The organism is Cesiribacter andamanensis AMV16, assembly GCF_000348925.1.
In the GTDB taxonomy this organism is placed as follows: domain Bacteria; phylum Bacteroidota; class Bacteroidia; order Cytophagales; family Cyclobacteriaceae; genus Cesiribacter; species Cesiribacter andamanensis.
The window spans coordinates 1-22,909 of record NZ_AODQ01000050.1; the positions used below are offsets into that span (position 1 = coordinate 1).

Genomic DNA, 22,909 nt, shown 5'->3' on the forward strand with positions numbered 1-22,909 from the left:
CAACACCATGCTGCTGCTGCTGGGCAACCGCTACGGCCGCCGCGGCAAAATGTCGGCCGGTGTATCCATGAGCTACAAGGACGGCGACAAATGGACCACCCCCCAGGCTCTTGAGATCGACAATGAGTATAACTTCTCGGACCAGGCAAACTTTTACCTGGCCCAGAGCCGCAAAACCCTGCTGATGTCGGTACAGCGCGAAGATACGCGCGGCGACCGGGACCTGTATGTGAGCTTCCTGAAGGAGAACGGTACCTGGACAGAGCCCAAGAACCTGGGCGACATCATCAATACGGCCGGTACCGAGGGCAGCCCCTTTCTGGCAGCCGATGACCGCACCCTTTATTTCTCTTCCAATGGCTTTAGCGGCTATGGCGGCTCCGATATTTATGTAACCCGCCGCCTTGACGATACCTGGACCAACTGGTCGGAGCCCGAAAACCTTGGCTCCAGCATTAACTCCGAGGGCGACGACCTCTTCTTTAACATTCCCCTTAGCGGTGAGCAGGCCTACTACTCCAGAGGCGCCAACGAAGAGGATGTGGATATTTACTCGCTTGACCTGCCGGTGTTCTACAAGCCATCGCCTGTAGTGGTGATCAAGGGCAAGGTGTACAATGCCAAAACCAACGACCCCATCGGCAATGCCCGCATTATGTATGAGCGCCTGTCGGATGGGGTAGAAGTGGGCATAGCCCGCAGCGAGTCGGATGGTGCCTACCAGATCATTCTGCCCTATGGTGAGCGGTACGGGTATCTGGCCGAAGCACCAAACTACGTATCCATCAGCGCAAACATTAACCTGATCGAAGAGCAGGAATTCAAGGAGATTACCCAGGACCTGTACCTGATGCCGATTGAAGTGGGTGCCCGTATCACCATCAACAACATCTTCTTCGATTTTGACCGGGCCACCCTGCGCCCCGAGAGCTATCCGGAGCTTAACCGCCTGCTGGAGCTCATGAATGAGTACCCCAACATGCGCATTAAGATAGAAGGCCATACCGATTCTATTGGTACCGACGAGTACAACAAAGGCCTGTCTGAGCGCCGTGCTGCTGCTGTAGCCCGCTTCCTGCAGGTAAATGGCATTGCCCAGAGCCGCTTTAGCTCCGTGGGCTTAGGCGAAAGCCAGCCGGTGGCTACCAACGATACCGACGAGGGTCGTCAGCAGAACCGCCGTGTAGAATTTGAGATCATGGAAAACCCTGCCAGCGAAGGTGCCGGCTCCGACACCAACCGCTAAGGGTTGATTACCAAATAGAAAGCGGCTGCCCATAAGCAGCCGCTTTTTTTATGCGCACCGTGTGCTTTGATATCTCTAGTAGGAAAATCCTGACTGAGGCCGTGCCTGCAGGGGGTAAAAATGCCGGATCTGGAAGAAGCCCCGGCAGCCTGCTGCTAAGCCAAACGCCTAGCGGGGTTTGCTGGGCGTACGTTTGATAAGCCCAATGCCGGTAAGAAAAAAGACAAGTCCCAGCAGGGCTACTACTGCCCCTTGCCATATGCCCAGGGAAATGCCCATAAAATTTGCTCCGCCACCAATGATGGCCATCACGGCTACCAGCAAAATGACGATTCCCAGCAGGGTTAGGATGGTGCCAAACACTTGTTTGAGGTCCATATAAAAAAATAAGGTTTGCTAGTATAGCGAAGTTGTACGCCAAAGGTTACACCCCCCGGGCCATGGGGGCTGCTGCTTATGCAGAGGCAGGAGAGCAGCCAGCGGTAGCAGGGTAGCGGGGCGGGCTGTGTCTCTGCCTGCAGGCACAGGGGGGCTAGCTGGGACGCTGGCTGTCCTTTGCCACTTTGCGGGCAGGGGTAAGTACCTCACCTTTGCCCAGGTTGGCCACCTGCCGGTCTTCTTCTCTACGGTCGGGTGCCTGGCTTTTGTCCAGCTGCATGCGTTTTTGCTCTGCGGCTACTTTGCGCTCAGGTGTTAGCGATTGATCGGCCAGGCTGGCACGCTCGCCGGAGGCTACTTTATCCACTACAGAGCGTTGGGTTGATGGGGGTGTTTTATCCGTATTTTTCATACACATTTATTACTTGAGTACTCTCTACTATACGGGTTTGTGGCCGAAGGTTTGCAAAATGTTTTAGGGGATTTGCCATTTGTGAGAAGCAGCAAACCGGCGGTAACCTTACATGCCCATTTGTCTTTTTCGGAGCCGGTGTATCTTTGCCGCTGCAAAAATGCCTAACCCCAACAGCCCTGTGGCCGTAAAAGGGAAGGATTTTGATCAGATGCGTATACCTTGTAAAAAAAGAATGAATTGTATGAAAAAGAGAGTTATTACTGCCCTACTAGTATTTTTTGCTTCTGCCAGCGCCTTTGCGCAGTCTCAGATAGGCCTGCGGGTTGGCGCCAACTTTGCCACCATTCAGGACGGCCTGGACCGGCTTGAGAATATGGAGGAGCCCTGGGTGCCCCGCCTTACCCTGGGGGTAGCTACCAGCCTTGCCGTTAATGAATCTTTTGCCATTGCCCCGGAATTTAACTACAGCCAACGTGGCTATGAGGCCAGCGGTACCAATACCCTGGGCCAGGATTTTACCTATACCTACGATTACAACTTTTTTGAAGTGCCCCTGCTGGCACGCCTTTCCTTTGGCCATATTCTAAAGGGGTATGTGAACCTGGGCCCCACCTTTAGCTACCTGCTGGGTGGTAAAGAGGTACAGGAGGGTGGCCTTGGCGCCGGTGAGCGCAGCTTTGATATGGATGATGAGCGCTACAAGCGGTTTGAGCTGGGCGGCGCCCTGGGGGGTGGTATTCAGCTGGATACCGGCATTGGCAGTTTTCTAATTGATCTGCGCTACAATACCGGTTTCACCGATTTTCAGACCAGCAGTTCTTCCTCACTTTATAGCGCAGGCCTCTTTGGCCAGCAGCCTGAGAAGTACAGAACCCAGTATGTGAGCACCTCGCTTATCTTTCTGGTACCTGGCAAGCGCTAGTAGGTCCGGCACAACTAAGCAAATCTAAAAACCTATCCCCTAAACCGGATAGGTTTTTTTATGGGGCAGACCCTGGAGGCCGCTGTTGGCCGAACCCCGGCCGCCTGGCACCGTAAAGGCACAGGACACTCGCTGTTTCTGCATACAGGGCAAGTGACGTAACGCCCCGCAAATTTTTTAAAGAGCTAATCCTATATCCCGTATGAAAACGCTGATTTTTCTTTTTTAGTGATGCTTTTGGCCACAACGGCTACCCATGCACAAGCCCAGCTGGGGCTGAGAGCCGGCCTTACAGTAACCACCATATCCGATGGAGTAGCGGCCAGCAGCGCTGTGGCCGGTGATGGCGAAGAGCCCTGGAAACCGGGCCTGGTAGCCGGGATAGCCTCCAGCTTTGCTCTAAGCCAGGTAGTGGCCATAGCCCCGGAGCTTACCTACAGCCAGCGGGGCTACCGGCTGGACGGTCCTGAAAACATCGATATCCGCTACAATTACCTGGAGTTGCCGGTGCTGGGCCGCCTGCTCTTTGGCCAGAACCTGCTGAAGGGCTATGTAAACCTGGGGCCCACCGTTAGCTACCTGCTGAGCGGCAGGCGTGATGTAGCAGGCACCACAACAGGCGCCGGTACAAGCAATATGGAGTATAGGGTAAGCGATTCTGGCTTTAGCCGCTTTGAGCTGGGCGGCGCAGTAGGCGGCGGTATTCAGCTCAATACCGGTGCGGGCAGCTTTCTGATAGACCTGCGCTATACGCAGGGATTTACCGACTTTAGAAAAGAGGGATTTGATGAACCGTACCTGGAGGCTACGCCAGAAGAGTACAAGAACCGTGGAGTAAGTGTGTCGCTCATCTACCTGATTCCCGGCCTTGGACTTGGAGTAACTCCCTATTAAGCGGTTTTTAGACGCATTCTTAAAGGGATTTCCATACAAGAAGCCCTTTTTGGGCCCTAGCCGCAGCGGTCCAGAAGGCTAATACTACTATAGCCATATACAAGACTACCGGAAGGCATTACCTTCTCACTTTGAGAATAGGCTATCAAAATGGCAAGGTTCAGGGAGGGCTCGTGGCAGAGGGCTTATTTCTTAAAAGAGCTTTGTTTTCGCTGGAAAGGCATAATGTATGGGCAGTCCCTTTTTTGGCACATCTTATGCAGTAGGGCTGATAGATCCTGATAATTTTTTTAACTGATCTATTGGCTGATTTTTTCAACTTTTTCCCTAATAATCCGGGTTGGTTTCCTTCCTCCAGCCCGGGTTTTTTTTGCTCTGGCAGTTCCAAAGGGGTATGCTTCTCATGTACGAGAGGATAATGCTCCCTTTTGCGGACAGAGCATTCACAAAATGGCCTGCCCCCTTTCAAGTACTAGTAAATATGTTTTTCAGTTTTTTTAGGGAGACTGCATGCGCTTCTGTACCCCTGTCGCTCAGTAGAAAAGCAATTGGTTTTAAATAGGAATAGTGTTCGCAAACGATCCGAAGCATTGCCACAAAGGGAATGATGATAAACATGCCAATCACCCCCCAGATCATGCTGCCAACAATCAGGCTTAGAATGGTTACCAGGGGATTAAGACTAACATGACTACCGGTGATGTTAGGGGTCAGGATGTTATTTTCCACAAACTGAATGATCACAAAATAGATCAGTACCCAAAGGGTATACTGTAAGGAGTCCATGGCAACCATGGAAAAAATAAGGGGAAACAGGGCACCCATTAGGGTACCGAAATAAGGAATAAAATTAAATAGAGCGGCTATAACCCCTAACAGGATCGGATATTTTAACCCCATAATGCTAAAGGCAACGGAATGTACGATAGCCAGGATCAGGACTACCTTAAATACACCGGTCATGTATTTGATGGCAACCAGATTTAGTTCCGAAAGTATATTTTCTGCTCGGGCTGCTTCTTTATCAGGTGCCATTCGCAGCACAAATTCCCTGAACTTGTTGCGATAGTATAACATCAAAAAAACATAGACAGGCATCAGGCCTATCACGAGTAATGTTCTTGTAGTGGCCTTGAAAGCAGTTCTTAGGGCATTGTCCACCGAGGTTAGCCCGGCAACGCCTTCTTCTACCCACTCTCTGACAATACCATTTGAAACACCAAACGTATCAGAGATCCATTCCTGTGCAGCGTACAGGTTCTGGTTCATCTGCTCCCGCATGATGGGGAGATCTTCGGTAAAAACGGATATCTGAACGGAGAAAAAATGGATGATGCCTACCAGGGCTAAAAGAGCCAGAATAATGCTGATGAGGTTGGCAAGGCCTCTGTGCAGTCCTTTTTTTCCAGAAAGCTTGCGATTGGATAGAGCAGGTAGGATACAAGAACGGCTAAGGCCAGAGGAGCAAGGAATTTTCTGGACGCCAGTAAGGCATAAATGAGCACAATGAGGAAGAGTAAATAAACCGTTGCTTTTTTAACCAATTTGTATCGCCTGCCCATCTTTTTTGCTAGTGCTATACTAACAAAATAATAATACCCCCCTTTATGTTCAGATAGGGGGTCCGCGACGAAGAGTATGGGATAGCGCGGCCTGAAAAAAAAGCCGGGAGTAACTTCCAGGTTTATCCCTTCCTACTGGGGAGCCGCAGGCAGGCAGCTGTTAGTCGATCACGATTGGGTCTTTAGCAAGCTTGGGGCGCGGGCTGCCGGGTGTTTCGCCCTCTGTGCTGGCCACTACCATGGCTACGGAAGCATCGCCGGTTACGTTCACCACCGTACGGCACATGTCCAGAATACGGTCTGGGGCAATGATGAGGGCAATGCCGGCAGCGGGCACCCCTATAGCCTCCAGCACAATGATGAGCATCACCAGGCCTGCGCCCGGCACACCCGCCGAGCCGATGGAGGCCAGCGTAGCGGTAAGTACGATCATGAGCTGCTGGGGCAGCGTAAGGCCCATGCCCAGGGCCTGCGCAATAAACACCGCCGCCACACTCTGGTACAGGCTGGTGCCATCCATGTTGATGGTGGCCCCCAGGGGCAGCACAAAGGAGCTCACTTCTTCGCTTACGCCCAGCTCTTCTTCTACCTGTCGCATGGTAACGGGTAGCGTAGCGGAGCTGCTGCTGGTGGTAAAGGCCAGCAGCTGCGCCGGACGAATGCCCTGAAAGAAGCGCCCGTACTTCATGCGGGTGAAGAGCTTAAAGAGGGTAGGGTACACCACCAGCACCATTAAGGCCAGACCTCCTATCACACAGAGGGTATACATGCCCAGGGCTTTGAGCAGCTGAAAGGCCCGCTCCGGGTTGTCGCCGGCCAGCTCTACCATTAGCGAGGCCATGAGCGCAAACACGCCATAGGGCGCCAGCAGCATGATAAATTCTACAATGGTAATGATGATGTCGTTGAGGCCATCAAAAAAGCGCACCACAGGCGCTCCTTTTTCTTTGGGGATCTTCAGCAGGGCCACCCCCATGATCAGGGCAAAGAACACCACCTGCAGCATACGGGCATTATCGCCGGTAGCAGCAAAAATATTGTCAGGCACAATGTCTACGATGGGCTGTAGGGGGCTTTGGTTCTGCACCAGCTCGGCGGTGGCCTCCTTGCTGCCGGCATCGGCCTGGTAAAGCTGCATGAGCTCATCGCGGGTGGCGGTGGGCAGGATCTTGCCCGGCTGCACAATGTTGGCTATCAGCAGGCCCAGCGTTACGGCTATTACCGTAGTGCAGAGGTATACCAGTATGGTTTTGCCCCCTATGCGGGAAAGTTTGGAGATATCGCCCAGGTTGGCTACCCCTACAATGAGCGAAGCCACCACCAGGGGCACGGCAATCATCTTAAGGGCGTTGATGAAAATAGTGCCGATGGGCTTAATCCAGTTGCTGGTAAAGGCGGGGTCCCAGCCAAACTGTATGCTCAACCAACCAAAAATAAGACCAAGAACAAGACCTAAAACAATCTGAATGTGCAGGGGTATCCGCTTCATAAACGCAATCAAAACCTAAATATACACAAATCTTTGAGCCTTCCCTTACAGGCGGGCAGTGCGCTGCAGCAGACAGGCATCGGCCAGTACCAGGGCGGCCATGGCTTCTACTATGGGCACGGCCCGGGGCACTACGCAGGGGTCGTGCCGGCCCCGGCCGCTTACTGTTACCGCCTGGCCGGCCTCATTCACACTATCCTGATCCTGCATGATGGTAGCTACCGGCTTAAAGGCTACACGGAAATAGATATCCTCGCCATTGCTGATACCCCCCTGTATACCCCCGCTCTGATTGGTGCGGGTGCGTACCTGCCCCTTGTCATCGGTATAAAAAAGATCGTTGTGCTGGCTGCCCCGCTGGCGAATGCCGGCAAAGCCGCTACCGTATTCAAAGCCCTTTACGGCATTGATGCCCAGCATGGCAGCGCCCAGCTGGGCATGCAGCTTGCCAAAGGCGGGCTCGCCCAGGCCGGCAGGTGCTCCGGTAATTACGGCACTCACAATGCCGCCTACGGTATCGCGCTCCTTGCGGATGGTGTCAATATAGTTGGCCATGCGCTGGGCCATGGCAGGCTCGGGGCAGCGTACGGGATTGGTATCGGTGAGGCTAAGGTCCAGCTGCTGGTAGGGAATCTCCAGCTCCAGCTCACCCACGGCACTTACCCAGGCCTGCACCCCTATGCCCCAGTGCTGCAGGAGCTGCTTGGCTACGGCGCCGGCAGCCACACGGGCGGCTGTTTCGCGGGCGCTGCTGCGGCCGCCTCCGCGGTAGTCCCGATGCCCCCATTTAGCCTGGTAGGTATAGTCGGCATGGGAGGGGCGGTAGCTGGTGGCAATGTGGCTGTAGTCTTTGCTGCGCTGATCCTGGTTGCGGATGAGCAGCGCCAGGGGCTGGCCGGTGGTTTTGCCGTCAAACAGGCCGGAGAGGATCTCTACCCGGTCGGCCTCCTGGCGCTGGGTGGTGAGGTGGCTCTGGCCCGGGCGGCGGCGGTCCAGTTCCTGCTGAATGGGGGCCTCCTCCAGGGGCAGGCCGGACGGGCAGCCGTCTATGACCACCCCAATGGCAGGGCCATGCGATTCACCAAACGTACTGATCCGAAAAAGGCTTCCAAATGAATTTCCCATCTTATTTGCGCACAAGCAGGTACACTACCACGGCGAACATAAGGAAAATTAGCCCATTCACCAACCAGCGCAGGCTGCTGAGGCCCGTTAAAGAGTCCAGATCGTTGCTGGTGGCGTTCATTTTGTCGTAGAAAGCGCCGGGATCGGTAGCCATGATCGATTCATTCTTGCGGCTGGCGCCAATGGCTGCCACCCGTACGGTAGGGCGCAGGGTATCATAGCGTGCGGTGCGGGGATTAAAATAGATCCATCGAAAATAATCCCTGAGGGCATACTCGCCCGGCTCATTGGGGATGGCGTAGTAGCTGAACTGCTTTACCCCTATTACGGTATTGCCTGTTTTGCGCGTATTGATGGATTCATTGGGCTCATAAATGGTGAGGTTGCGCGACTGCTCTACCTGCGGGGCGGTGATGGCAGCAATATTGCCCTGGCCCACAATGCTCATGTTGTAGCTAAAGCTTTCGCCGGTTTGCACCTCTTTGCTGCTAACCGTTTCTTTGAGCTGGTAATCGCCTACGGCCAGCTGTTCCTTAAGGGGGTGCGGGGGCAGGTCTTTTACGCGTACTTCCAGCGGCTGGGAGGAGAATGTTTTATACGACTCCTGCCGGGAGGGACCAAAAAAGGAGCGGCGCTGGGCCAGCTTGTATTTGATCATCTGCAGCTCCAGGCCCGGGAATTTTACCGGCTCAACATTCAGGGGGTAGTAGCGGGCCTGGTAGAGCTTGTATTGGCCGTAGCGCTCGCCCTCCATTACCACATCCTGGCGCTTTACCTCGTAGATCTGAAAATTTTCTTCCCAGCAGTTTTCGGGCTTCAGCTGCTGGATAATTTTGGTGAGCTGATTGTTGAGGTCGTAAAAGGCAAAGACCTGCGGGTCTTTTTCGGGGATGTAAAAGGCAACCGTAATGGTAAAGCCTTCCCCAACAAACACTTCTTTTTTATCGACGGTTACGCCCAAAAATGCGTTATCTTCTACCTCCCGGTAGTCTATAGTTTCATCTTCCTCTACGCCAAACAAGTCATCGAACAGGCTGCGGCCGGGCCGGTTTGGCTGCCGGGCGTTGGGCTGGCGGGGCGGCCCTACGGTAAGGGTGGTACCGTCCGAATCTACATACTCCCCATTTACCTTAATGCGAAAGGGCCGCAGGCGAAAGCTACCCTGCTCCCGCGGCAGGTAAGATTGTACCAGGCGCATTTCGCGGCTCATGCGGCCGTTGACCCATTGGGTGGAGCTGGAGGTAGAGGTGCCTGCCCGATCAAAACCCGGCACATCCGGAAAGGCGCTGTACGACTCCAGCTCGGCATTGCGAAGGACAAGCGAAATGGTAAAAGGCTCGTTGAGCGCCAGTTGGTTAGTGCCCAGTTCTATGGCAATTTCCTGTGCAGAGGCCAGGCCACAAAACAGTAAAAAAAAGTTAATCAGCAAATATGACTTTTTGGGCATCTTTACGTTATTCTTGAAACGGCTATGCATACGATTGCATTGCAAACTATTATATAATCTAACTTGATTTTAACGGGTTTATTTTATATATTTTGCATCAGAATTTCTGGCCATTTTGTGTAATTTTTTAACCTAAATGGATAAACAAACATGCTGGAGTACTTCAAAACAATTCTAAGCAAGGTAAGCTTTAGCCGGGAGTTGTTTGAAAGGGAATTGAGGAAAGCAATTGCCTCGCTGGTACCCAAAGAAGTAGAACAACTTCGGGATTGGTGCTACACCAAGTATCGGGACCTATACGGAGAGGTGCTCAACCGCTGCTTCGTAGGGTTTGCCGCGTAAACGATCTGTGCTCAAAGAACTGCCCTTCCACTACCCCTGGAAGGGCTTATTTTTTTACAAAGCTAATGTTGCGCCGCAGGCCCTCCAGCTTGGTGCGCTTAACTGCAGATTTACGAAATAATTTGCTAAACACCTCTTCGCTAATCTCTTCCCACTCCTTTTTTTGCATGTGTTGCAGGTCGGGGTGCGGATCGAACAGCGGCTCCTGGTGCGGGCGGGAAAAGCGGTTCCAGGGGCAAACATCCTGGCAAATATCACAGCCAAAGATCCAGTCCTCAAACTTGCCCGCCACCTCCTGGGGGATCTCCTCCTTAAGCTCTATGGTAAAGTAGCTGATGCAGCGGCTGCCATCTACCACGCCCGGCTGCACAATGGCATCGGTAGGGCAGGCATCCAGGCAGCGGGTGCAGCTGCCGCAAAAGTCTTTGGCCAGGGGCACATCCGGCTCCAAGGCCAGGTCCAGCACCAGCTCACTCAGAAAAAAGAAGCTGCCCATCTGCTTAGTGAGCAGCAGGCTATTTTTGCCCAGCCAGCCCAGGCCGGCCCGCTGGGCCCACTGCCGCTCCAATAGGGGGGCCGAGTCTACAAAGGCCCGCCCCTCTACAGCCCCCACCTCCTGCTGCAGCCAGTCCATGAGCTCCCGCAGCCTGGCTTTGATCACATGGTGGTAGTCCTGTCCGTAGGCATATTTGGCAATCTTGTATCCGGTCCGTTCCGTTAGATCTTCTTTTGGAAAATAAGAATAGCCCAGCACCACTACGGATTTTGCGCCGGGGACCAGCTTGCGCGGGTCCAGCCGCAGATCGAAGTGGTTGGCCATATAGCCCATTTGCCCGTGCATGTTGGCTTTGAGCCAGGCCTCCAGACGGGGGGCTTCCGCTTCCAGATAGGCCGCTTTGGCTACGCCGCAAAAGGAAAAGCCCAGCTCCAGGGCTTTCTGCTTGAGCAGCTGGGTATGGGTACGGACTTGGGTGGGTGTCATGGCCATTGGCAAAGGTAACAAAAAGCCGGCGGCCAATGGTTCGGATTGGGTAGGGGATTGGCAGAAGGAGGGGAAGATTCCGGGAAGCAGCTAGTATAGCTACTGGTGGTAGTGGCCTCTGCCCGGAGCTACTAAAAGGCACACGCGCGGATGTTTGCGCCAGCGGACAATCACGCCACACAAAGTTTAAGCAACTAATACTCTAAATCGCTTTACGACAGCCTGCCCCTACCCATCATTCCCGAATGGTAAACACCCGGGAAATATTGAAGCCGAAGTGGATATCGCCGTCCAGCCAGTTGCCGGTGGTTTGGGTGATAAAGCCCCGCTCGATCATGGCGGTGGAGTTGGTAAAGTGCAGCTGAAACACATGGCCCCCCGTTTCGATATCGAAGCCCAGCGAAAACGAATTGCGGTAGAGGGGTTCCAGCTGGTCGGGGAGCACATAGAAATACTCGGCGTTGAGGGCCACCCGCTTGCTTAATTTCTGGCGCAGGGCCGCTCCCATTACCAGCACATCGTGGGCCTGCTGCTCTGTGGGAATCAGGTTGCGGTGCACCAGTGTAGGCATCAGCTGCAGCGAAAAGCTTTCCGAAAATTTACGCCCCAGTATAAGCTGGTGGGTGTAGGAGAGGCGGGAGGAAAAGTAGTTTTCCCGCTCGGGCTCGGCCCATTTTAAGGTTTCCAAGGCAATGGTAGAGACCAGCGCTGCCGAAAGGGGCATGCTGCGGGCGCCACTGCTCTGGCGTAAAAATTTCCATTTGGCAAAGCCATCGTAGGTCTTGCCTACCGAGCTGCGGCCCAGGCCTATCATCAGCCAGTCGGTAATTCCATAATCGGCCCCAATGCGGATGGTGGCATTATCGAGCCCCCAGAGGTTATAGGCCCCGCTGTTGAGGTAGCCAAAGCGGTGCGAGATGCGCACATCCAGCACTCCGCCGGCCGTATTCTCAAACGAGTGGCCGTTGATCACCCGCGTGCTTTTAAAGCCAGCCGTTGCATAAACGGTTTCTTCAGGGGTTTCTTCTTCAATGAGGGAAAGCAGATCGTCCTGGGCCTGCGCCTGGCCGGCAAAAAGGCAGATCAGGAGCAGGCTCACCCCAGGGAGGCCTGCCCCAGGTTGGCCTGCCCCAGGGAGGCCCAACCCCTTTATCCAAGACCAAATCGGGATATGCATGGGTAAGATGTTAGTTGGTAAGGGGTTGGTAGGCCATGTCTACCTTTACCTGAATTTCTTCGGCAATATTCTTGCGCACCAGGGCCGGAATCTGGATGTTGTAGTCGGAGGGAAGCACGGTAAACTCGGCTTTTCCATGCGGGATACCCCCTTTTACAATAATGGTTCCCTGGGTGCGCAGGGGTTTGGTAACTCCTTTTATGGTCAGCTCCCCTTCTATTGCTACCGGATAGGTACCGTCGGTGCCAAAATCCACACTGGCCAGGTTCAGGATCTTTCCCTTAAATTGCGCCTTGGGGTGTTTGGTAGATTCTACATAGTTTTCGTTGAAGTGCTCCTGCATCAGGGCCTTTTTGAACTCAAAGGCCCGCATAAGCACGGCAAACTCCAGCTGGCCGCTTTGGGCATCCAGCACACTGGCTACTTTGCGGTTGTGGGCGTCAATATCTTCCACATCGGTATGGCTAAAGAAGGAGATATAGCCATCACGGGTAAAGAATTTGCCCTGCGCCTGTGCCGAGGTCCAAAGGCCTATCAGCAGGATTGACAGAATGAGTGCTTTTTTCATAGGGTCTACTGTTTATTTTTCTTCTTCCAAGATGACCGAACGCACCAGCACCACATCCATGAGCTTGCCGGTACAAATGCCTTTGAAGGTGAGCTGATCGCCCGGCTGATAGCGGCTCAGTTTTGCGCCTTCGCCGGGCAGCAGCTCGCTGCTAACGGCTGCCATGGGGTTTCCCGTTTCCAGCATCAGCATATAGGTGCCATCTTGGGCCTGCGCATATTCCCGCAGCTGACCGTTTACCTGCAGCAGCTTATCCAGGTACTTGGCATTGGCAGCGGCCTCATCGGTCTCATACTCCTGCAACAGCTCCAGCGCCGAGAGGGCGTAGGCTGGGGCTTCGTTGCTGGTGTTGCGGTGTGGCTTGTTGTATTGCAGGTAGGCAACCGCTGCTGCCGCCAGCAGCAGAATGGCACCCAGAAATAGCAGTGTTTTCTTCATGGCGCTTGTTAGTTTTCGGGCGCTCCGGCACGCAGCCAGGCATCCAGTTGGCTAATCTCGCAGGCAGAGAGCGGACCGCTGGGGGGCATGCTCTTTTCCACAATCACTTTTTGACGGATCAGTCCATTATCGGCTACCTGTTTCACACCCGCATAGGTAGTAAGGTTGGCTCTGCCGGTGCCGGCCACATGGCAGCCACTCAGGGCACAGTTGGTGGTGATGAGCTGGCGTATGTTAGCCGTATAAGTTATAGCCTCGGTCTGGCAGTTGGGATCAAGGGGGTAGAGCTCCTCCTCGGTGTGGTAGGCACAGCCGGCCCATACCCAAAGCCCGGCCAGCACAGGCAGAATGCGGGACAGAAAACAAGCAAGACTAGGTAAAGGCTGCATAATGGGGCGTTTGCCCCTCTACGAAGAAACAGGCCTGTTTGGCTGCGTGGTTCAGGGAAAAAAGGGTTGGCTCTCTGCCCGGGGGGCAAACCGTTCAAATCCTTAAGAAGCAAACACCGCCACGGCAGCCTTTATTCCCCATTTCCGGATAGAAAAAGGTGGCACAGGCACAGAAGATTTCCTAACTTCGTTGCTTCATGTATAATGATCAGATTATGGCAGTGAACCTGCAGGCGATAAAAGACGAGATTCTTCAGTTTACAGCGGCTACCGAAGAAGAGCTGGAGCAGTTCAGGCGGCGCTTTATAGGCCGCACCAACATTATTGCGGCCCTTTTTGCCGAGATGAAAAACCTGCCGGCCGAGGAGCGCAAGGGGTATGGCCAGCAGATCAATGAGCTGAAGGATGCCGCCACCGAAAAATTTCAGGCGCTCATCAGCGCGCTGGAGGCCAACGGGCAGCAACAGCATGAGGCGCACCCGGACCTGACGCTGCCCCCCCGCCCCGATGCGCTGGGCGGCATTCACCCCATTACGGCCACCCGCCAGCAGATCATCCGCATCTTTGAGCGCATTGGTTTTAATGTATCCGAAGGACCCGAGATTGAGGATGACTGGCACAATTTTTCGGCCCTGAACTTTCCCGAAAACCACCCGGCCCGGGAAATGCAGGATACCTTCTTTATTGAGCGCAAGCCCGATATTGCTCTGCGTACCCATACCTCCTCGGTACAGGTGCGGGTCATGGAAAGCCAGAAGCCGCCCATCCGCACCCTATCACCCGGCAGGGTGTACCGTAACGAGGCCATTTCGGCCCGGGCGCACTGCGTGTTTCATCAGGTAGAAGGCCTGTTTATTGATAAGGGGGTAAGCTTTGCCGACCTTAAGCAAACGCTTTACTACTTTGCCAAAGAGATGTTTGGTGCCGATACCAGGGTGCGCTTTCGGCCCTCGTTCTTCCCGTTTACCGAGCCCAGTGCCGAGATGGACATCAGCTGCCTGATCTGCGGAGGCGAGGGCTGCAATGTGTGCAAACACTCCGGCTGGGTGGAGATTCTGGGCTCGGGCATGGTAGACCCGGCCGTGCTGCAAAACTGTGGCATCGACCCCCAGGTGTACAACGGCTTTGCCTTTGGCATGGGCATTGAGCGCATTACCATGCTCAAGTACGGAATTCGGGACCTGCGCCTGTTTACGGAAAATGATGTGCGTTTTCTGCGCCAGTTCCGCTCGCTGATCTAAGCCTGTTTTTACCCCCTGTGCCCGGCCCTGTTCGGGCACAGCTGTTTTTGCGAAAAACTACGTATTGTCGATATAGAGAACCGATTTTTTATGCTGTTGAAAAACGTTAAAACGGTGGGCATCGTAGGCGCCGGCACTATGGGGCTGGGCATTGCCCAGGTATGCGCCCAGGCAGGCTACACCACCCTGCTGTTTGATGCCCGCCAGGAAGCCGTAGCGGCTGCCATGCGCCAGATTGAGCTAAACCTGGACAAGGGCATCAAGCTGAAAAAGCTTACCCGCAAGCAAAAAGAAAAGGCACTGGAGCGCCTGGAGCCGGTAAGCCACCTCAAAAATATGAAGGCCGACCTGATCATTGAGGCCGTGGTGGAGCGCCTGGAGGTAAAGCACCAGATCTTTGAAACGCTGGAAAAGAACAATACCCCCCAGACTATCCTGGCCACCAACACCTCTTCCATCCCCATTACCCAGATTGCCGCTCACCTGAAGCATCCCGAGCGGGTGGTGGGCATGCACTTTTTTAACCCGGCCCACATCATGAAGCTGGTAGAGATTATTGCCGGCGCTGCCACTAGCGAGCAGGTGGTAAAAACCAGCAAGGGCTTTGCCGAAAAGCTGGGCAAAACAGCCATTATTGCCAAAGACTCGCCGGGCTTTATCGTAAACCGGGTGGCCCGCCATTACTATGTGGAGAGCCTGCTGCTGGCCGAGGAGGGCCTGGCGGGTTTTTCCGAGATTGATGACCTGCTGGAGGCCAGCGGCTTTAAAATGGGACCCTTTCGCCTAATGGACCTCATAGGGGTAGACACTAACTTTTCGGTGACCACCTCCATGTACGAGGCCTTCTGGCAGGCACCCAAGTTCAGGCCCAGCCGTATACAGCAGCAAAAGGTTGATGCCGGCCATTGGGGCCGCAAGAGCGGCCGCGGCTTTTACAGCTATGAAAAAAAGGATGAATAAGGGGTTAGCCCTGTTGCTTGCCCTGATGGCCATGCTGTTTACCGCCTGCGATGAGGAAGAACCGCAGGGCAGCATTCCCTATGTGCCGGTCTATATAGAAATCAACCTGGATGACCTGCGCTACCAGAACCTGAACTCCGGCGGCTGGGTGTACCTGGAGGGGGGTATCCGGGGCATTGTACTCATCAAGGAGAGTGATAGCCGCTACCTGGCCTTTGAGCGCACCTGCACCTACCAGCCGCAGGAGGAGTGTGCCCGGGTAGAGATGCACCCTACCGGCATTTACCTGCACGATGAGAGCTGCTGCGGATCGCAGTTCGACCGCCGGGGCCAGGTGCTGAAGGGACCGGCCAGCCAGCCGCTGCGGCAGTATGCCACTGCCCGTAATGGGGTATACCTGATCATCAGCAATTAAGCCGCTGGCGCTGCTGTGTGCAACCCCTTCTGCATCAGATGAGTATACCTGATCAGGACCAACATTTTTTAGTCATGACCAAGAACCACGGAAACCAGATCAAAAACGACAAGCAGTACGAAGCCCTGCGCCGAGAGGGAAACAGCAAGGAAAAATCGGCCCGCATTGCCAATTCCGATGCACATCAGACCGGCAAAAAGGGCGGTAGCAGCAGTCGCTACGAAGATCGCACCCGGGAGGATCTTTACCAGAAAGCCAAAGAAGTAGGGATAGAAGGTCGCTCTAAAATGAACAAATCTGAGCTGATCAATGCCCTTCGGAATCACTAAAACCAGAAAATCCCCGCTGCTATACCAGTAACGGGGATTTTCATTTCCTGCCACAGACCAGTTACTGTCTAGTGCCGGCTTACACCAGCAGCTTGGTAAGGGTTTTGCGGGCGGGGGGTATCACCCGGCGCTCAAATACCTCAGGCCAGGGGTTGCGCTTGTTGTCGTTGGTCATCAGCTCCATTTCCTGCAGGCAAAGGGTAGGGATGGTTCTGCGGCCAAATTTAAGCTCCCGCATTTCGCCATCGATCAGGTGCTTGGCTTTTGTGGGGGTCACCTCAAAAAACATGCTGATGGTCTCCAGCCCGCTGAGCAGAATCACCCGGGGGTTGGCCAGAGCAATTTCGGCCTCCAGCCAGGGCATGCTTTTCTCGCCCCATTCTTTAAAGTTAAATTCATCGGGCGCTACCTTGTAGTTGCCCAGCTGGTTGTACTTGATCACATCCTTGCTGCTGAACAGGTAGAGCTTTATAAGGCTGGTGATCCAGCAATGGCTGCGGTCTATGCCCAGGCGGGCCAGCACCTCATTCAGGTACAGGCCACCGCCGGCACTTTTCACTTCTTTGCCATCAAAATATTGTTCGCTTGAATAGGGGATGGAGGTGCTGTAGAGAGGTACTTCTTTTTGATCGCCTACCTCATAGGTTTTGGCTGTAGGATGAAAGCCTACCACCATGGCTCCTTCAGTGGCCGTTTCTACCGGCACCACTACCTCCACAGGATTGCCCCACAGAAAGGAGCGCTCGGCCGGATAGCCAATACTTTGCTTGTACTGGCGGTAACATTTCTTTTGATAGCCCTGAATTTCCATATGCGAACCTGCTTAAGCCCTACATCACCTCTGGAGCCGGTGGCTAATGCCTATCGGGAGGAGCGGCTGGCAGAAAGACAGGCTGAAAACAAAAGACGGGCCTTAGACTTACAGCAGACGCTCAATGATGCTGTCAACTGTATAACCCTCGGCATCTGCTTTAAAGTTCCGGACAAGGCGATGTCGTAAAATGGGTTTAGCCACTGCCTGAACATCCTCAATATCAGGCGAGTACTTGCCGTTGAGCAGGGCATTGCATTTGGCGCCTAACACCAGGTTTTGCGAGGCGCGGGGGCCTGCTCCCCATTCCAGGTACTGGTTGGCCAGGTCATGGGCGCCCTGGCGGCCGGGGCGTGTCTTGTGCACCAGCTGTACGGCATATTCCACTACATTGTCGGCAATGGGTACCTGCCGCACCAGGTGCTGGTAAAAGAGAATCTCCTCGGCCGTAAGCACCTGCTCTACGCGGGCCTGCTGGTCGGTGGTAGTGCTTTTTACAATTTCAACCTCAGACTGGTAAGAGGGGTAATCCAGCAGTACGTTGAACATAAAACGGTCCAGCTGGGCTTCCGGCAGGGGGTAGGTTCCTTCCTGCTCAATAGGGTTCTGGGTGGCCAGCACAAAGAAGGGACGCTCCAGACGATATTCTTGCCCGGCTATTGTTACCGAGTACTCCTGCATACTTTCCAGCAGGGCCGCCTGGGTTTTAGGTGGGGTACGGTTGATCTCGTCGGCCAGGATGATGTTGGCAAATACAGGCCCCTTGATAAATTTAAAGTTGCGATCCTTATCCAGGGTCTCGGAGCCCAGGATATCGGAAGGCATCAGGTCGGGGGTGAACTGGATACGGTTGTAGCTGAGGTGAAGCGTAGCGGCCAGGGTCTGGATCAGGCGGGTCTTGGCCAGGCCCGGCACCCCGATCAGCAGGCTGTGGCCCTGGCAAAAAATAGAGGTGAGCAGCAGACGTACCACCTCATCCTGGCCAATGATCACTTTTTGAACTTCCTTTTGCAGACGGCGATAGGCCGCATGCAGGCTATCGGCTGCCTCTACCTCAGATGCAAAGCGTTTCTCCATGTTGTGGTATTGAGTACGAAGTAGTGAGTAGTAAGTACAAGGTAGGAAGACGGGCTAATCAAACCAGCTTATCTCAATACCCACTACTTACTACTCAATACTAATTAGTGATGTTACAAAATTCGTAGTCCGGATCAATATCAATAAACACTTCCTTTACGGCATCTTCAAACCAGCGGGCCACAATGCGGCCTTTCTTTTCGTTTAACGCAGCGGCCTGTATTTTCTGATAATCATCCTTGAGGTTAGCCTCATGCGGGCTAATTTTTGACTGGTAGTACACAATACGCACCGCCGATTTGCCATCGGTGGTCCGGTAAGGAATGGGCTTGGTGATGTTGCCGACCTTCATGGTATCAATCACAAAGTAGAGCGAGGGGTCAATGTCTTCTACCGAAATGCGCTGAGAACCGCTTCCATCCACAAAATAACCACCGCTGGATTGGGTCACCTTATCTTCTGAATACTCCTTGGCGGCCTTGGCAAAGGAGATCTTGCCCGAGCGAATGACCGTACGCAGGCTGTCCAGGTATCTTTCAGCTTCCTGTATGTCGGTCTCGCTGGAAGAGGGCTTCATGAGAATGTGGCGGCTGTTATAGGTATTGCCCCGGCGCTCGATGAGTTGGATCATGTGAAAGCCAAACTCGGTCTCTACCGGCTGCGAGATCTCGCCCGGCTTCAGGCGCAGGGCCGTGGCCTCAAACTGAGGAGCCAGCTCGCCGCGTTTCCAGAAGCCCAGCTCGCCCCCGTTGGCTGCTGAGCCGGGGTCTTCGGAATATTCCTTGGCAAGGGCCTGAAAGGTAACTTCTCCGCTCAGAATGCGCTGGCGCATGTCGCTGAGCTGCTGGCGCACTTTATCCTTTTGCTCTTTGCTTACCACGGGCAGCTTAACAATATGGCCTACGGTTACTTCGGTAGAGAAGTAGGGAAGGCTATCGGCAGGGATGGTATTGAAGAAGCGGCGCACTTCGGCTGGCGTTACGCTCACATTTTCGGTAATGTGATCTTCCATGCGGGCCACAATCAGCTGCTCCCGCATGCGGCCCCGCAGCTCGGCCTTAAACTGGCTGATGGGCTTGTTGTAGTAGCGCTCTATTTCTTCTTCGCCCCCCAGCTGCGCCACCATGTACTGCATGCGGCGGTCCAGCTCCCGGCTTACCTCGGCATCAGTTACGGTAATGGAGTCAATTTCGGCCTTGGCCAGCATCAGCTTGTTCTGCACCAGGTTGCGCAGCACCTCGCATTTGCTTACCGAGCCAAACTGGCCCCGCGACTGAATGTCCAGGTAAGCCAGTTCCAGTTCAGATTTTAGGGCAATGTAATTATCTACCTTAGCTATGATCTTATCCACTGCCTGGCGGTTGGCAGACTGTGCCTGCACGGCCTGAGTGCCCAGGCAGCCTAGCAGCAGGAGCAGGCCGCAGAGGCTATTTTTCATACACTTCAAAAGCATTGTTCTTGCGTGCGTTTTCATAAAGTTCTTCTTCCAGCCGGGAGGCTAATTCGGTTTTCCGTTTGTTAACGATTATCGTTTCTATCTGATCCCGAACAAACTCCAGGGGAGAGATTTCGTCGGTAATTTTATAGTCCTGTATGTTGAGCAGGTAAATATACTCTTCATCGGCGCTTTCTGCATACTTATTATTCTTTAACCACTGCACTTTATTGGGAATTCCTGACAGGGGGGTGTTCATAATAAGTTCATCGAAGTTGATCCAGACCCCATCATCCAGCATATAATCGGTAGCAAAGCGGTAGGCATAGGATTTTACCTTTTCCCGATCGCCGGCATCGCGCAGGCGCATAAAGTCCCGGATACTGCCCAGTTTAGGCGCATTCTTGGGCACTTTTACATACAGGCCGCGGATGATGTTCTGCTTCAGCTGAAAGTTATCCTTGTTCTGATCATAGTAGCTGCGTACCTCCTGCTCGGAGATGGCCCGGTCCAGGTTTTTGGTGACATACTGCTTTTCGTATTCATAGATCAGCAGCGAGGCGCGGTAGTCCTGTACCTTGCGCTCCAGCTCCTGCTGATCCAGATCTACCTTTTTGGCCGCTTCGGTAATGAGCAGCTGCTTGCGCACCCAGCTGCGAATGTAGCGCTCGGCCATGCGGGCGCTATCTTCGGTACTGGCGTTCTGGGGCAGCAGATCGGCCAGATCTTTGGCGTAGAGGTACTGCTCGTGTACCCGGGCTACTACCTGCTGGCCGGCATCGGCCTCTTTACGGGGCTGAAAGAAATCACATCCCCCCAGCAGCAGCAGGCTGCCCAGCAAGAGGTTGCCCCGCAAGAGGTTGCCCCGCAAAGGGTTGCCCCGCAGAAAATATAGGAATTTGTTCAATTTTTTTGCCTTTCCAGCAGGTTATCCAACTCCTTTTTGTTCACACGCACCTCATAAGTATCGCGCAGGCGCGCCACCCATTGCTGCTCCAGGTAGTGCTGGTAGTCTGTAATGGCCTGGCCCCGGGCCTGGTCAAGCGTTTTGGGGCCGGGGGGTACTACTTCCTGCACCACTACCAGGTACTGGCGGCCATCCTGCGCCAGGCGGTAGCGGCCGGGCTGCCAGCGAATGGCATCCACCACCGGATGATCGCCCCGCTCAAAGGGACCGCTGATCACCTGCAGGTTTAGCGGCTCCCGCGCATTGAAGCGTTGCTCCAGGGCAAGGGGGGAGCTGCTCAGCAGGCTAAGGCTAACGGGCTGCTTCTTTGCAGGCTGTGTTAGCTTGTAACGGCTGGCTTCAAAGCCGGACTCCTGCAGATGAGAACGAAACAGGGCAGCCGTTTCTTGTGGGGCTTCTATCTGTAGCTGCAGGTCCTGGCGCTGCAGCATGGAAGCCATGAGCATGCCCAGCTCCCGGCGGCTTTGGGGGGTAAGCGCGCCTTTTTCGGCTACGGGTTCGGCCAGGGTTTTGCTGGCAACGCGGTAAGGGGGTGAGGCCAGCAGGGTTTCGGCCTGCTGCAGGATGGTTTCGTTGGCGGCATTTAGCACAAGGCCCTCTATACGCTCCTGCCACTGGTAGTTTTGCTGGTGCTGGGCAAAGAACTGCTGCAGGCCGGTGGTATCTTCCAGGGCTTTGGCCCATACATTTTCTTCCATCAGCTGAAAGAGCAGTATGCCATCGTGGTACTCCTGTACCAGCATGCGGTAATCTTCATATTTTTCTTCCAGATGGGCTTCTTCGTAGGCAATGATCTCTTCCTTTTGCCAGTCCTGATACAGGCGATTCAGCAGGGTTTCTGGGGCGGCTGCCTGGCGGTTGTAGGGGTGCTCGCTCAGCCAGGCCACAAAATCACCGGTGGTATAGCTGCTATCGGCCAGCGAAAAGAGCAGCTGGCTGGCTACTTCCGGGGCTGGCTGGTAGTTCCAGCTACCTTGCAGCAGGCTGGAATCGGCCTGTTGCAGCAGGGCCTGTAGGGCAGCTTTGTTTTCGCTAAAGCCATTTTCCTTCTTCAGGCGGGCAATCAGGGCTTCTTCCTGCAGCTGTGAGCGGCTATCGCGGCTTACGCGGGCCTCTAGCTCATCCCGGATATCATCCAGGGGGGGCAGGCCTTCGCGCTCCAGCAGTTTAATGATGTGCCAGCCATAGGGGGTCTGTACCGGCGGGGCAATGCTGCCTTTTTCTTTAAGGGTGAAGGCTACTTTTTCAAACTCGGGGATCATCTGGCCGGTAGAGAAGGGCTGCAGTTCTCCTCCTTTGGGGGCGGTGGAACGGTCTTCGGAAAACTGGCGCACCAGTGCCTCCCAGGATTCGCCCTGCTGCAGCTGCTGATAGAGGGCATCTACGCGGGCTTTTGCTGCTGCCTGCTCCTCGGCGCTCATCTCGGGCTGGGTGCGCACCATCAGGTGGGCCACCTTGATCTTGCCCTGTGAGGGGCGCTTGTCATGCACCTTCAGCACATGGTAGCCAAAGCGGGTACGCACCGGCGCCGACACAGCCCCCACAGGGGTGGTATAGGCAGTATTCTCAAAGGGGTATACCATTTGCAGGGCGGTAAAATAGCCCAGGTTGCCCCGGTTGCTCTGGGCGGAGGGATCATCGGAAAAGCGGCGGGCCAGATCGCCAAAATCGGCACCCTGCTGAGCGCGCTGGCGCATGTCCTGCGCTTTCTGGTAGGCGGCCAGGGTATCGGCCGGGGCGGCGCCGGGATTAACAGCGATGAGGATGTGCGAGGCGTTGATTTCAGTGGCCATGCGCTGGTAGGCTTCGTTTACCAGCTGCTCGGTTACACTGCTCTCGGTGAGGTAGGGGCGCGCCAGCTGCTTTTTGTAGCTGTCCAGCTCTTCCTGGAAGGAGGCCTGCTGGTGCAGCCCTTTTTCGCGGGCTTCCCGTACTTTTAGCTTAAAGTTGATGTAGAGATCCAGGTACTGGCGCAGGTCTTCGGTGGGCTGCAGGGTAGTATCCCGGCTGATGTTGTTCTTGTTGTACACATACAGGAATTCCCGCTCGCTTACCGGCTCACCGGCTATGGAAAAAAGAGTGGGGGTAGTGGTAGCGTTGTCTGCAGAAGGTTGCTGCGATTTGCAGGCAGCAAGCAGTAAACAACAAAGGGCCAGCCAGTAAGTATTTTTCATGCAGTTTAGAAGCCTATCGCGCTCAAAATCAACCGCAAGTTTAACGAAAAAACACTAGAGAACCATATAGGCCTATGAATGAAAAAAGCCCGAAAACGGGCAAAGAAAAAGCAGGCTGAGAAAAAA

General features: G+C 54.3%; 24 protein-coding genes. 8 read left to right on the forward strand and 16 right to left on the reverse strand.

Going from position 1 to position 22,909, the window contains the following annotated elements:
• A partial coding sequence (locus ADICEAN_RS10560; RefSeq protein WP_040396699.1) for an OmpA family protein occupies positions 1-1,246 on the forward strand: 1,246 nt, incomplete at its 5' end.
• A 168-nt stretch (positions 1,247-1,414) separates the two neighbouring features.
• On the opposite strand, the gene ADICEAN_RS10565 is transcribed toward ADICEAN_RS10560, so the two are convergent.
• Positions 1,415-1,624 carry a hypothetical protein gene (locus tag ADICEAN_RS10565; protein ID WP_009195580.1) on the reverse strand — a complete coding sequence of 70 codons (210 nt, stop codon included), beginning with the start codon at positions 1,622-1,624 and terminating at the stop codon, positions 1,415-1,417.
• 154 nt (positions 1,625-1,778) lie between these two features.
• Positions 1,779-2,036, reverse strand: coding sequence for a hypothetical protein (locus tag ADICEAN_RS10570; RefSeq protein ID WP_009195581.1), 258 nt, complete (start codon positions 2,034-2,036; stop codon positions 1,779-1,781).
• 244 nt (positions 2,037-2,280) lie between these two features.
• On the opposite strand from ADICEAN_RS10570, the gene ADICEAN_RS21145 reads away from it, so the two are divergent.
• Together ADICEAN_RS21145 and ADICEAN_RS10580 are read left to right on the forward strand one after the other, a co-directional pair.
• The gene (locus ADICEAN_RS21145) at positions 2,281-2,961 is read left to right on the forward strand and encodes a porin family protein (protein ID WP_051068839.1); all 681 of its coding nucleotides are present in this window, start codon (positions 2,281-2,283) and stop codon (positions 2,959-2,961) included.
• 231 nt (positions 2,962-3,192) lie between these two features.
• Positions 3,193-3,855, forward strand: a complete 663-nt coding sequence (locus ADICEAN_RS10580) for a porin family protein (RefSeq protein WP_009195583.1) — start codon at positions 3,193-3,195, stop codon at positions 3,853-3,855.
• 465 nt (positions 3,856-4,320) lie between these two features.
• On the opposite strand, the gene ADICEAN_RS10585 is transcribed toward ADICEAN_RS10580, so the two are convergent.
• The 4 genes from ADICEAN_RS10585 to ADICEAN_RS10600 form a co-directional block, all read right to left on the reverse strand.
• A complete protein-coding gene (locus tag ADICEAN_RS10585) occupies positions 4,321-5,328 on the reverse strand; it encodes an AI-2E family transporter (protein WP_152426388.1) in 1,008 nt (335 codons plus the stop codon).
• Positions 5,329-5,577: 249 nt separating this feature from the next.
• Positions 5,578-6,906: a dicarboxylate/amino acid:cation symporter gene (locus tag ADICEAN_RS10590; protein ID WP_009195585.1), complete on the reverse strand. Its 1,329-nt coding sequence runs from the start codon at positions 6,904-6,906 to the stop codon at positions 5,578-5,580.
• A gap of 45 nt (positions 6,907-6,951) precedes the next feature.
• A complete protein-coding gene (aroC, locus tag ADICEAN_RS10595; protein WP_009195586.1) occupies positions 6,952-8,031 on the reverse strand; it encodes a chorismate synthase in 1,080 nt (359 codons plus the stop codon).
• A gap of 1 nt (position 8,032) precedes the next feature.
• Positions 8,033-9,460 carry a BatD family protein gene (locus ADICEAN_RS10600; protein WP_161622690.1) on the reverse strand — a complete coding sequence of 476 codons (1,428 nt, stop codon included), beginning with the start codon at positions 9,458-9,460 and terminating at the stop codon, positions 8,033-8,035.
• A gap of 168 nt (positions 9,461-9,628) precedes the next feature.
• Here ADICEAN_RS10600 and ADICEAN_RS10605 point away from each other — a divergent pair, with 168 nt between their 5' ends.
• Positions 9,629-9,820: a hypothetical protein gene (locus ADICEAN_RS10605; RefSeq protein ID WP_009195588.1), complete on the forward strand. Its 192-nt coding sequence runs from the start codon at positions 9,629-9,631 to the stop codon at positions 9,818-9,820.
• 46 nt (positions 9,821-9,866) lie between these two features.
• Here ADICEAN_RS10605 and queG read toward each other — a convergent pair whose 3' ends face one another.
• The 5 genes from queG to ADICEAN_RS10630 form a co-directional block, all read right to left on the reverse strand.
• Positions 9,867-10,808 carry a tRNA epoxyqueuosine(34) reductase QueG gene (gene queG, locus ADICEAN_RS10610; protein ID WP_009195589.1) on the reverse strand — a complete coding sequence of 314 codons (942 nt, stop codon included), beginning with the start codon at positions 10,806-10,808 and terminating at the stop codon, positions 9,867-9,869.
• Between the two features lie 229 nt (positions 10,809-11,037).
• Positions 11,038-11,901: a DUF5777 family beta-barrel protein gene (locus ADICEAN_RS10615; RefSeq protein WP_152426389.1), complete on the reverse strand. Its 864-nt coding sequence runs from the start codon at positions 11,899-11,901 to the stop codon at positions 11,038-11,040.
• 88 nt (positions 11,902-11,989) lie between these two features.
• Entirely contained in the window at positions 11,990-12,547 is a 558-nt protein-coding gene (locus ADICEAN_RS10620; RefSeq protein WP_009195591.1) for a YceI family protein, read from the reverse strand.
• Positions 12,548-12,559: 12 nt separating this feature from the next.
• Entirely contained in the window at positions 12,560-12,985 is a 426-nt protein-coding gene (locus tag ADICEAN_RS10625) for an OB-fold protein (RefSeq protein ID WP_009195592.1), read from the reverse strand.
• 8 nt (positions 12,986-12,993) lie between these two features.
• Complete coding sequence (locus tag ADICEAN_RS10630; protein WP_009195593.1) at positions 12,994-13,374, reverse strand: hypothetical protein; 381 nt, start codon at positions 13,372-13,374, stop codon at positions 12,994-12,996.
• A 197-nt stretch (positions 13,375-13,571) separates the two neighbouring features.
• On the opposite strand from ADICEAN_RS10630, the gene pheS reads away from it, so the two are divergent.
• The 4 genes from pheS (at position 13,572) to ADICEAN_RS10650 (ending at position 16,319) form a co-directional block, all read left to right on the forward strand.
• Complete coding sequence (gene pheS / locus ADICEAN_RS10635; protein WP_009195594.1) at positions 13,572-14,615, forward strand: phenylalanine--tRNA ligase subunit alpha; 1,044 nt, start codon at positions 13,572-13,574, stop codon at positions 14,613-14,615.
• Between the two features lie 90 nt (positions 14,616-14,705).
• Positions 14,706-15,575, forward strand: a complete 870-nt coding sequence (locus ADICEAN_RS10640; RefSeq protein WP_009195595.1) for a 3-hydroxyacyl-CoA dehydrogenase family protein — start codon at positions 14,706-14,708, stop codon at positions 15,573-15,575.
• Positions 15,568-15,990 (forward strand): Rieske (2Fe-2S) protein, encoded by a 423-nt coding sequence (locus ADICEAN_RS10645; RefSeq protein ID WP_009195596.1) that lies wholly within the window; start codon positions 15,568-15,570, stop codon positions 15,988-15,990. The genes ADICEAN_RS10640 and ADICEAN_RS10645 overlap by 8 nt, the downstream gene beginning before the upstream one ends.
• 74 nt (positions 15,991-16,064) lie before the next feature.
• Positions 16,065-16,319 (forward strand): DUF7218 family protein, encoded by a 255-nt coding sequence (locus ADICEAN_RS10650; protein ID WP_009195597.1) that lies wholly within the window; start codon positions 16,065-16,067, stop codon positions 16,317-16,319.
• 79 nt (positions 16,320-16,398) lie between these two features.
• On the opposite strand, the gene ADICEAN_RS21155 is transcribed toward ADICEAN_RS10650, so the two are convergent.
• From ADICEAN_RS21155 to ADICEAN_RS10680, 5 genes are all read right to left on the reverse strand, one after another.
• Positions 16,399-17,130, reverse strand: coding sequence for a uracil-DNA glycosylase family protein (locus tag ADICEAN_RS21155; protein WP_009195598.1), 732 nt, complete (start codon positions 17,128-17,130; stop codon positions 16,399-16,401).
• 108 nt (positions 17,131-17,238) lie between these two features.
• The gene (locus ADICEAN_RS10665; RefSeq protein ID WP_009195599.1) at positions 17,239-18,207 is read right to left on the reverse strand and encodes an AAA family ATPase; all 969 of its coding nucleotides are present in this window, start codon (positions 18,205-18,207) and stop codon (positions 17,239-17,241) included.
• Between the two features lie 100 nt (positions 18,208-18,307).
• Positions 18,308-19,645, reverse strand: coding sequence for a peptidylprolyl isomerase (locus ADICEAN_RS10670; RefSeq protein WP_009195600.1), 1,338 nt, complete (start codon positions 19,643-19,645; stop codon positions 18,308-18,310).
• Complete coding sequence (locus ADICEAN_RS10675) at positions 19,635-20,549, reverse strand: peptidyl-prolyl cis-trans isomerase (RefSeq protein WP_152426391.1); 915 nt, start codon at positions 20,547-20,549, stop codon at positions 19,635-19,637. Before ADICEAN_RS10675 ends, ADICEAN_RS10670 begins: the two co-directional genes overlap by 11 nt.
• On the reverse strand, positions 20,546-22,783 hold the full coding sequence (locus ADICEAN_RS10680; protein ID WP_009195602.1) for a peptidylprolyl isomerase: 2,238 nt from the start codon (positions 22,781-22,783) through the stop codon (positions 20,546-20,548). The genes ADICEAN_RS10675 and ADICEAN_RS10680 overlap by 4 nt, the downstream gene beginning before the upstream one ends.
• Between the last annotated feature and the right edge of the window lie 126 nt (positions 22,784-22,909).

Excerpts from the sequence above, each read along its gene's own strand:
- ADICEAN_RS10565 (WP_009195580.1), bottom strand. The coding sequence starts at position 1,624 with ATGGACCTCAAACAAGTGTTTGGCACCATCCTAACCCTGCTGGGAATC.
- ADICEAN_RS10570 (WP_009195581.1), bottom strand. The coding sequence starts at position 2,036 with ATGAAAAATACGGATAAAACACCCCCATCAACCCAACGCTCTGTAGTG.
- ADICEAN_RS21145 (WP_051068839.1), top strand. The coding sequence starts at position 2,281 with ATGAAAAAGAGAGTTATTACTGCCCTACTAGTATTTTTTGCTTCTGCC.
- ADICEAN_RS10580 (WP_009195583.1), top strand. The coding sequence starts at position 3,193 with ATGCTTTTGGCCACAACGGCTACCCATGCACAAGCCCAGCTGGGGCTG.
- ADICEAN_RS10590 (WP_009195585.1), bottom strand. The coding sequence starts at position 6,906 with ATGAAGCGGATACCCCTGCACATTCAGATTGTTTTAGGTCTTGTTCTT.
- aroC (WP_009195586.1), bottom strand. The coding sequence starts at position 8,031 with ATGGGAAATTCATTTGGAAGCCTTTTTCGGATCAGTACGTTTGGTGAA.
- ADICEAN_RS10605 (WP_009195588.1), top strand. The coding sequence starts at position 9,629 with ATGCTGGAGTACTTCAAAACAATTCTAAGCAAGGTAAGCTTTAGCCGG.
- queG (WP_009195589.1), bottom strand. The coding sequence starts at position 10,808 with ATGGCCATGACACCCACCCAAGTCCGTACCCATACCCAGCTGCTCAAG.
- ADICEAN_RS10620 (WP_009195591.1), bottom strand. The coding sequence starts at position 12,547 with ATGAAAAAAGCACTCATTCTGTCAATCCTGCTGATAGGCCTTTGGACC.
- ADICEAN_RS10625 (WP_009195592.1), bottom strand. The coding sequence starts at position 12,985 with ATGAAGAAAACACTGCTATTTCTGGGTGCCATTCTGCTGCTGGCGGCA.
- ADICEAN_RS10630 (WP_009195593.1), bottom strand. The coding sequence starts at position 13,374 with ATGCAGCCTTTACCTAGTCTTGCTTGTTTTCTGTCCCGCATTCTGCCT.
- pheS (WP_009195594.1), top strand. The coding sequence starts at position 13,572 with ATGTATAATGATCAGATTATGGCAGTGAACCTGCAGGCGATAAAAGAC.
- ADICEAN_RS10640 (WP_009195595.1), top strand. The coding sequence starts at position 14,706 with ATGCTGTTGAAAAACGTTAAAACGGTGGGCATCGTAGGCGCCGGCACT.
- ADICEAN_RS10645 (WP_009195596.1), top strand. The coding sequence starts at position 15,568 with ATGAATAAGGGGTTAGCCCTGTTGCTTGCCCTGATGGCCATGCTGTTT.
- ADICEAN_RS10650 (WP_009195597.1), top strand. The coding sequence starts at position 16,065 with ATGACCAAGAACCACGGAAACCAGATCAAAAACGACAAGCAGTACGAA.
- ADICEAN_RS21155 (WP_009195598.1), bottom strand. The coding sequence starts at position 17,130 with ATGGAAATTCAGGGCTATCAAAAGAAATGTTACCGCCAGTACAAGCAA.
- ADICEAN_RS10665 (WP_009195599.1), bottom strand. The coding sequence starts at position 18,207 with ATGGAGAAACGCTTTGCATCTGAGGTAGAGGCAGCCGATAGCCTGCAT.
- ADICEAN_RS10670 (WP_009195600.1), bottom strand. The coding sequence starts at position 19,645 with ATGAAAAATAGCCTCTGCGGCCTGCTCCTGCTGCTAGGCTGCCTGGGC.
- ADICEAN_RS10680 (WP_009195602.1), bottom strand. The coding sequence starts at position 22,783 with ATGAAAAATACTTACTGGCTGGCCCTTTGTTGTTTACTGCTTGCTGCC.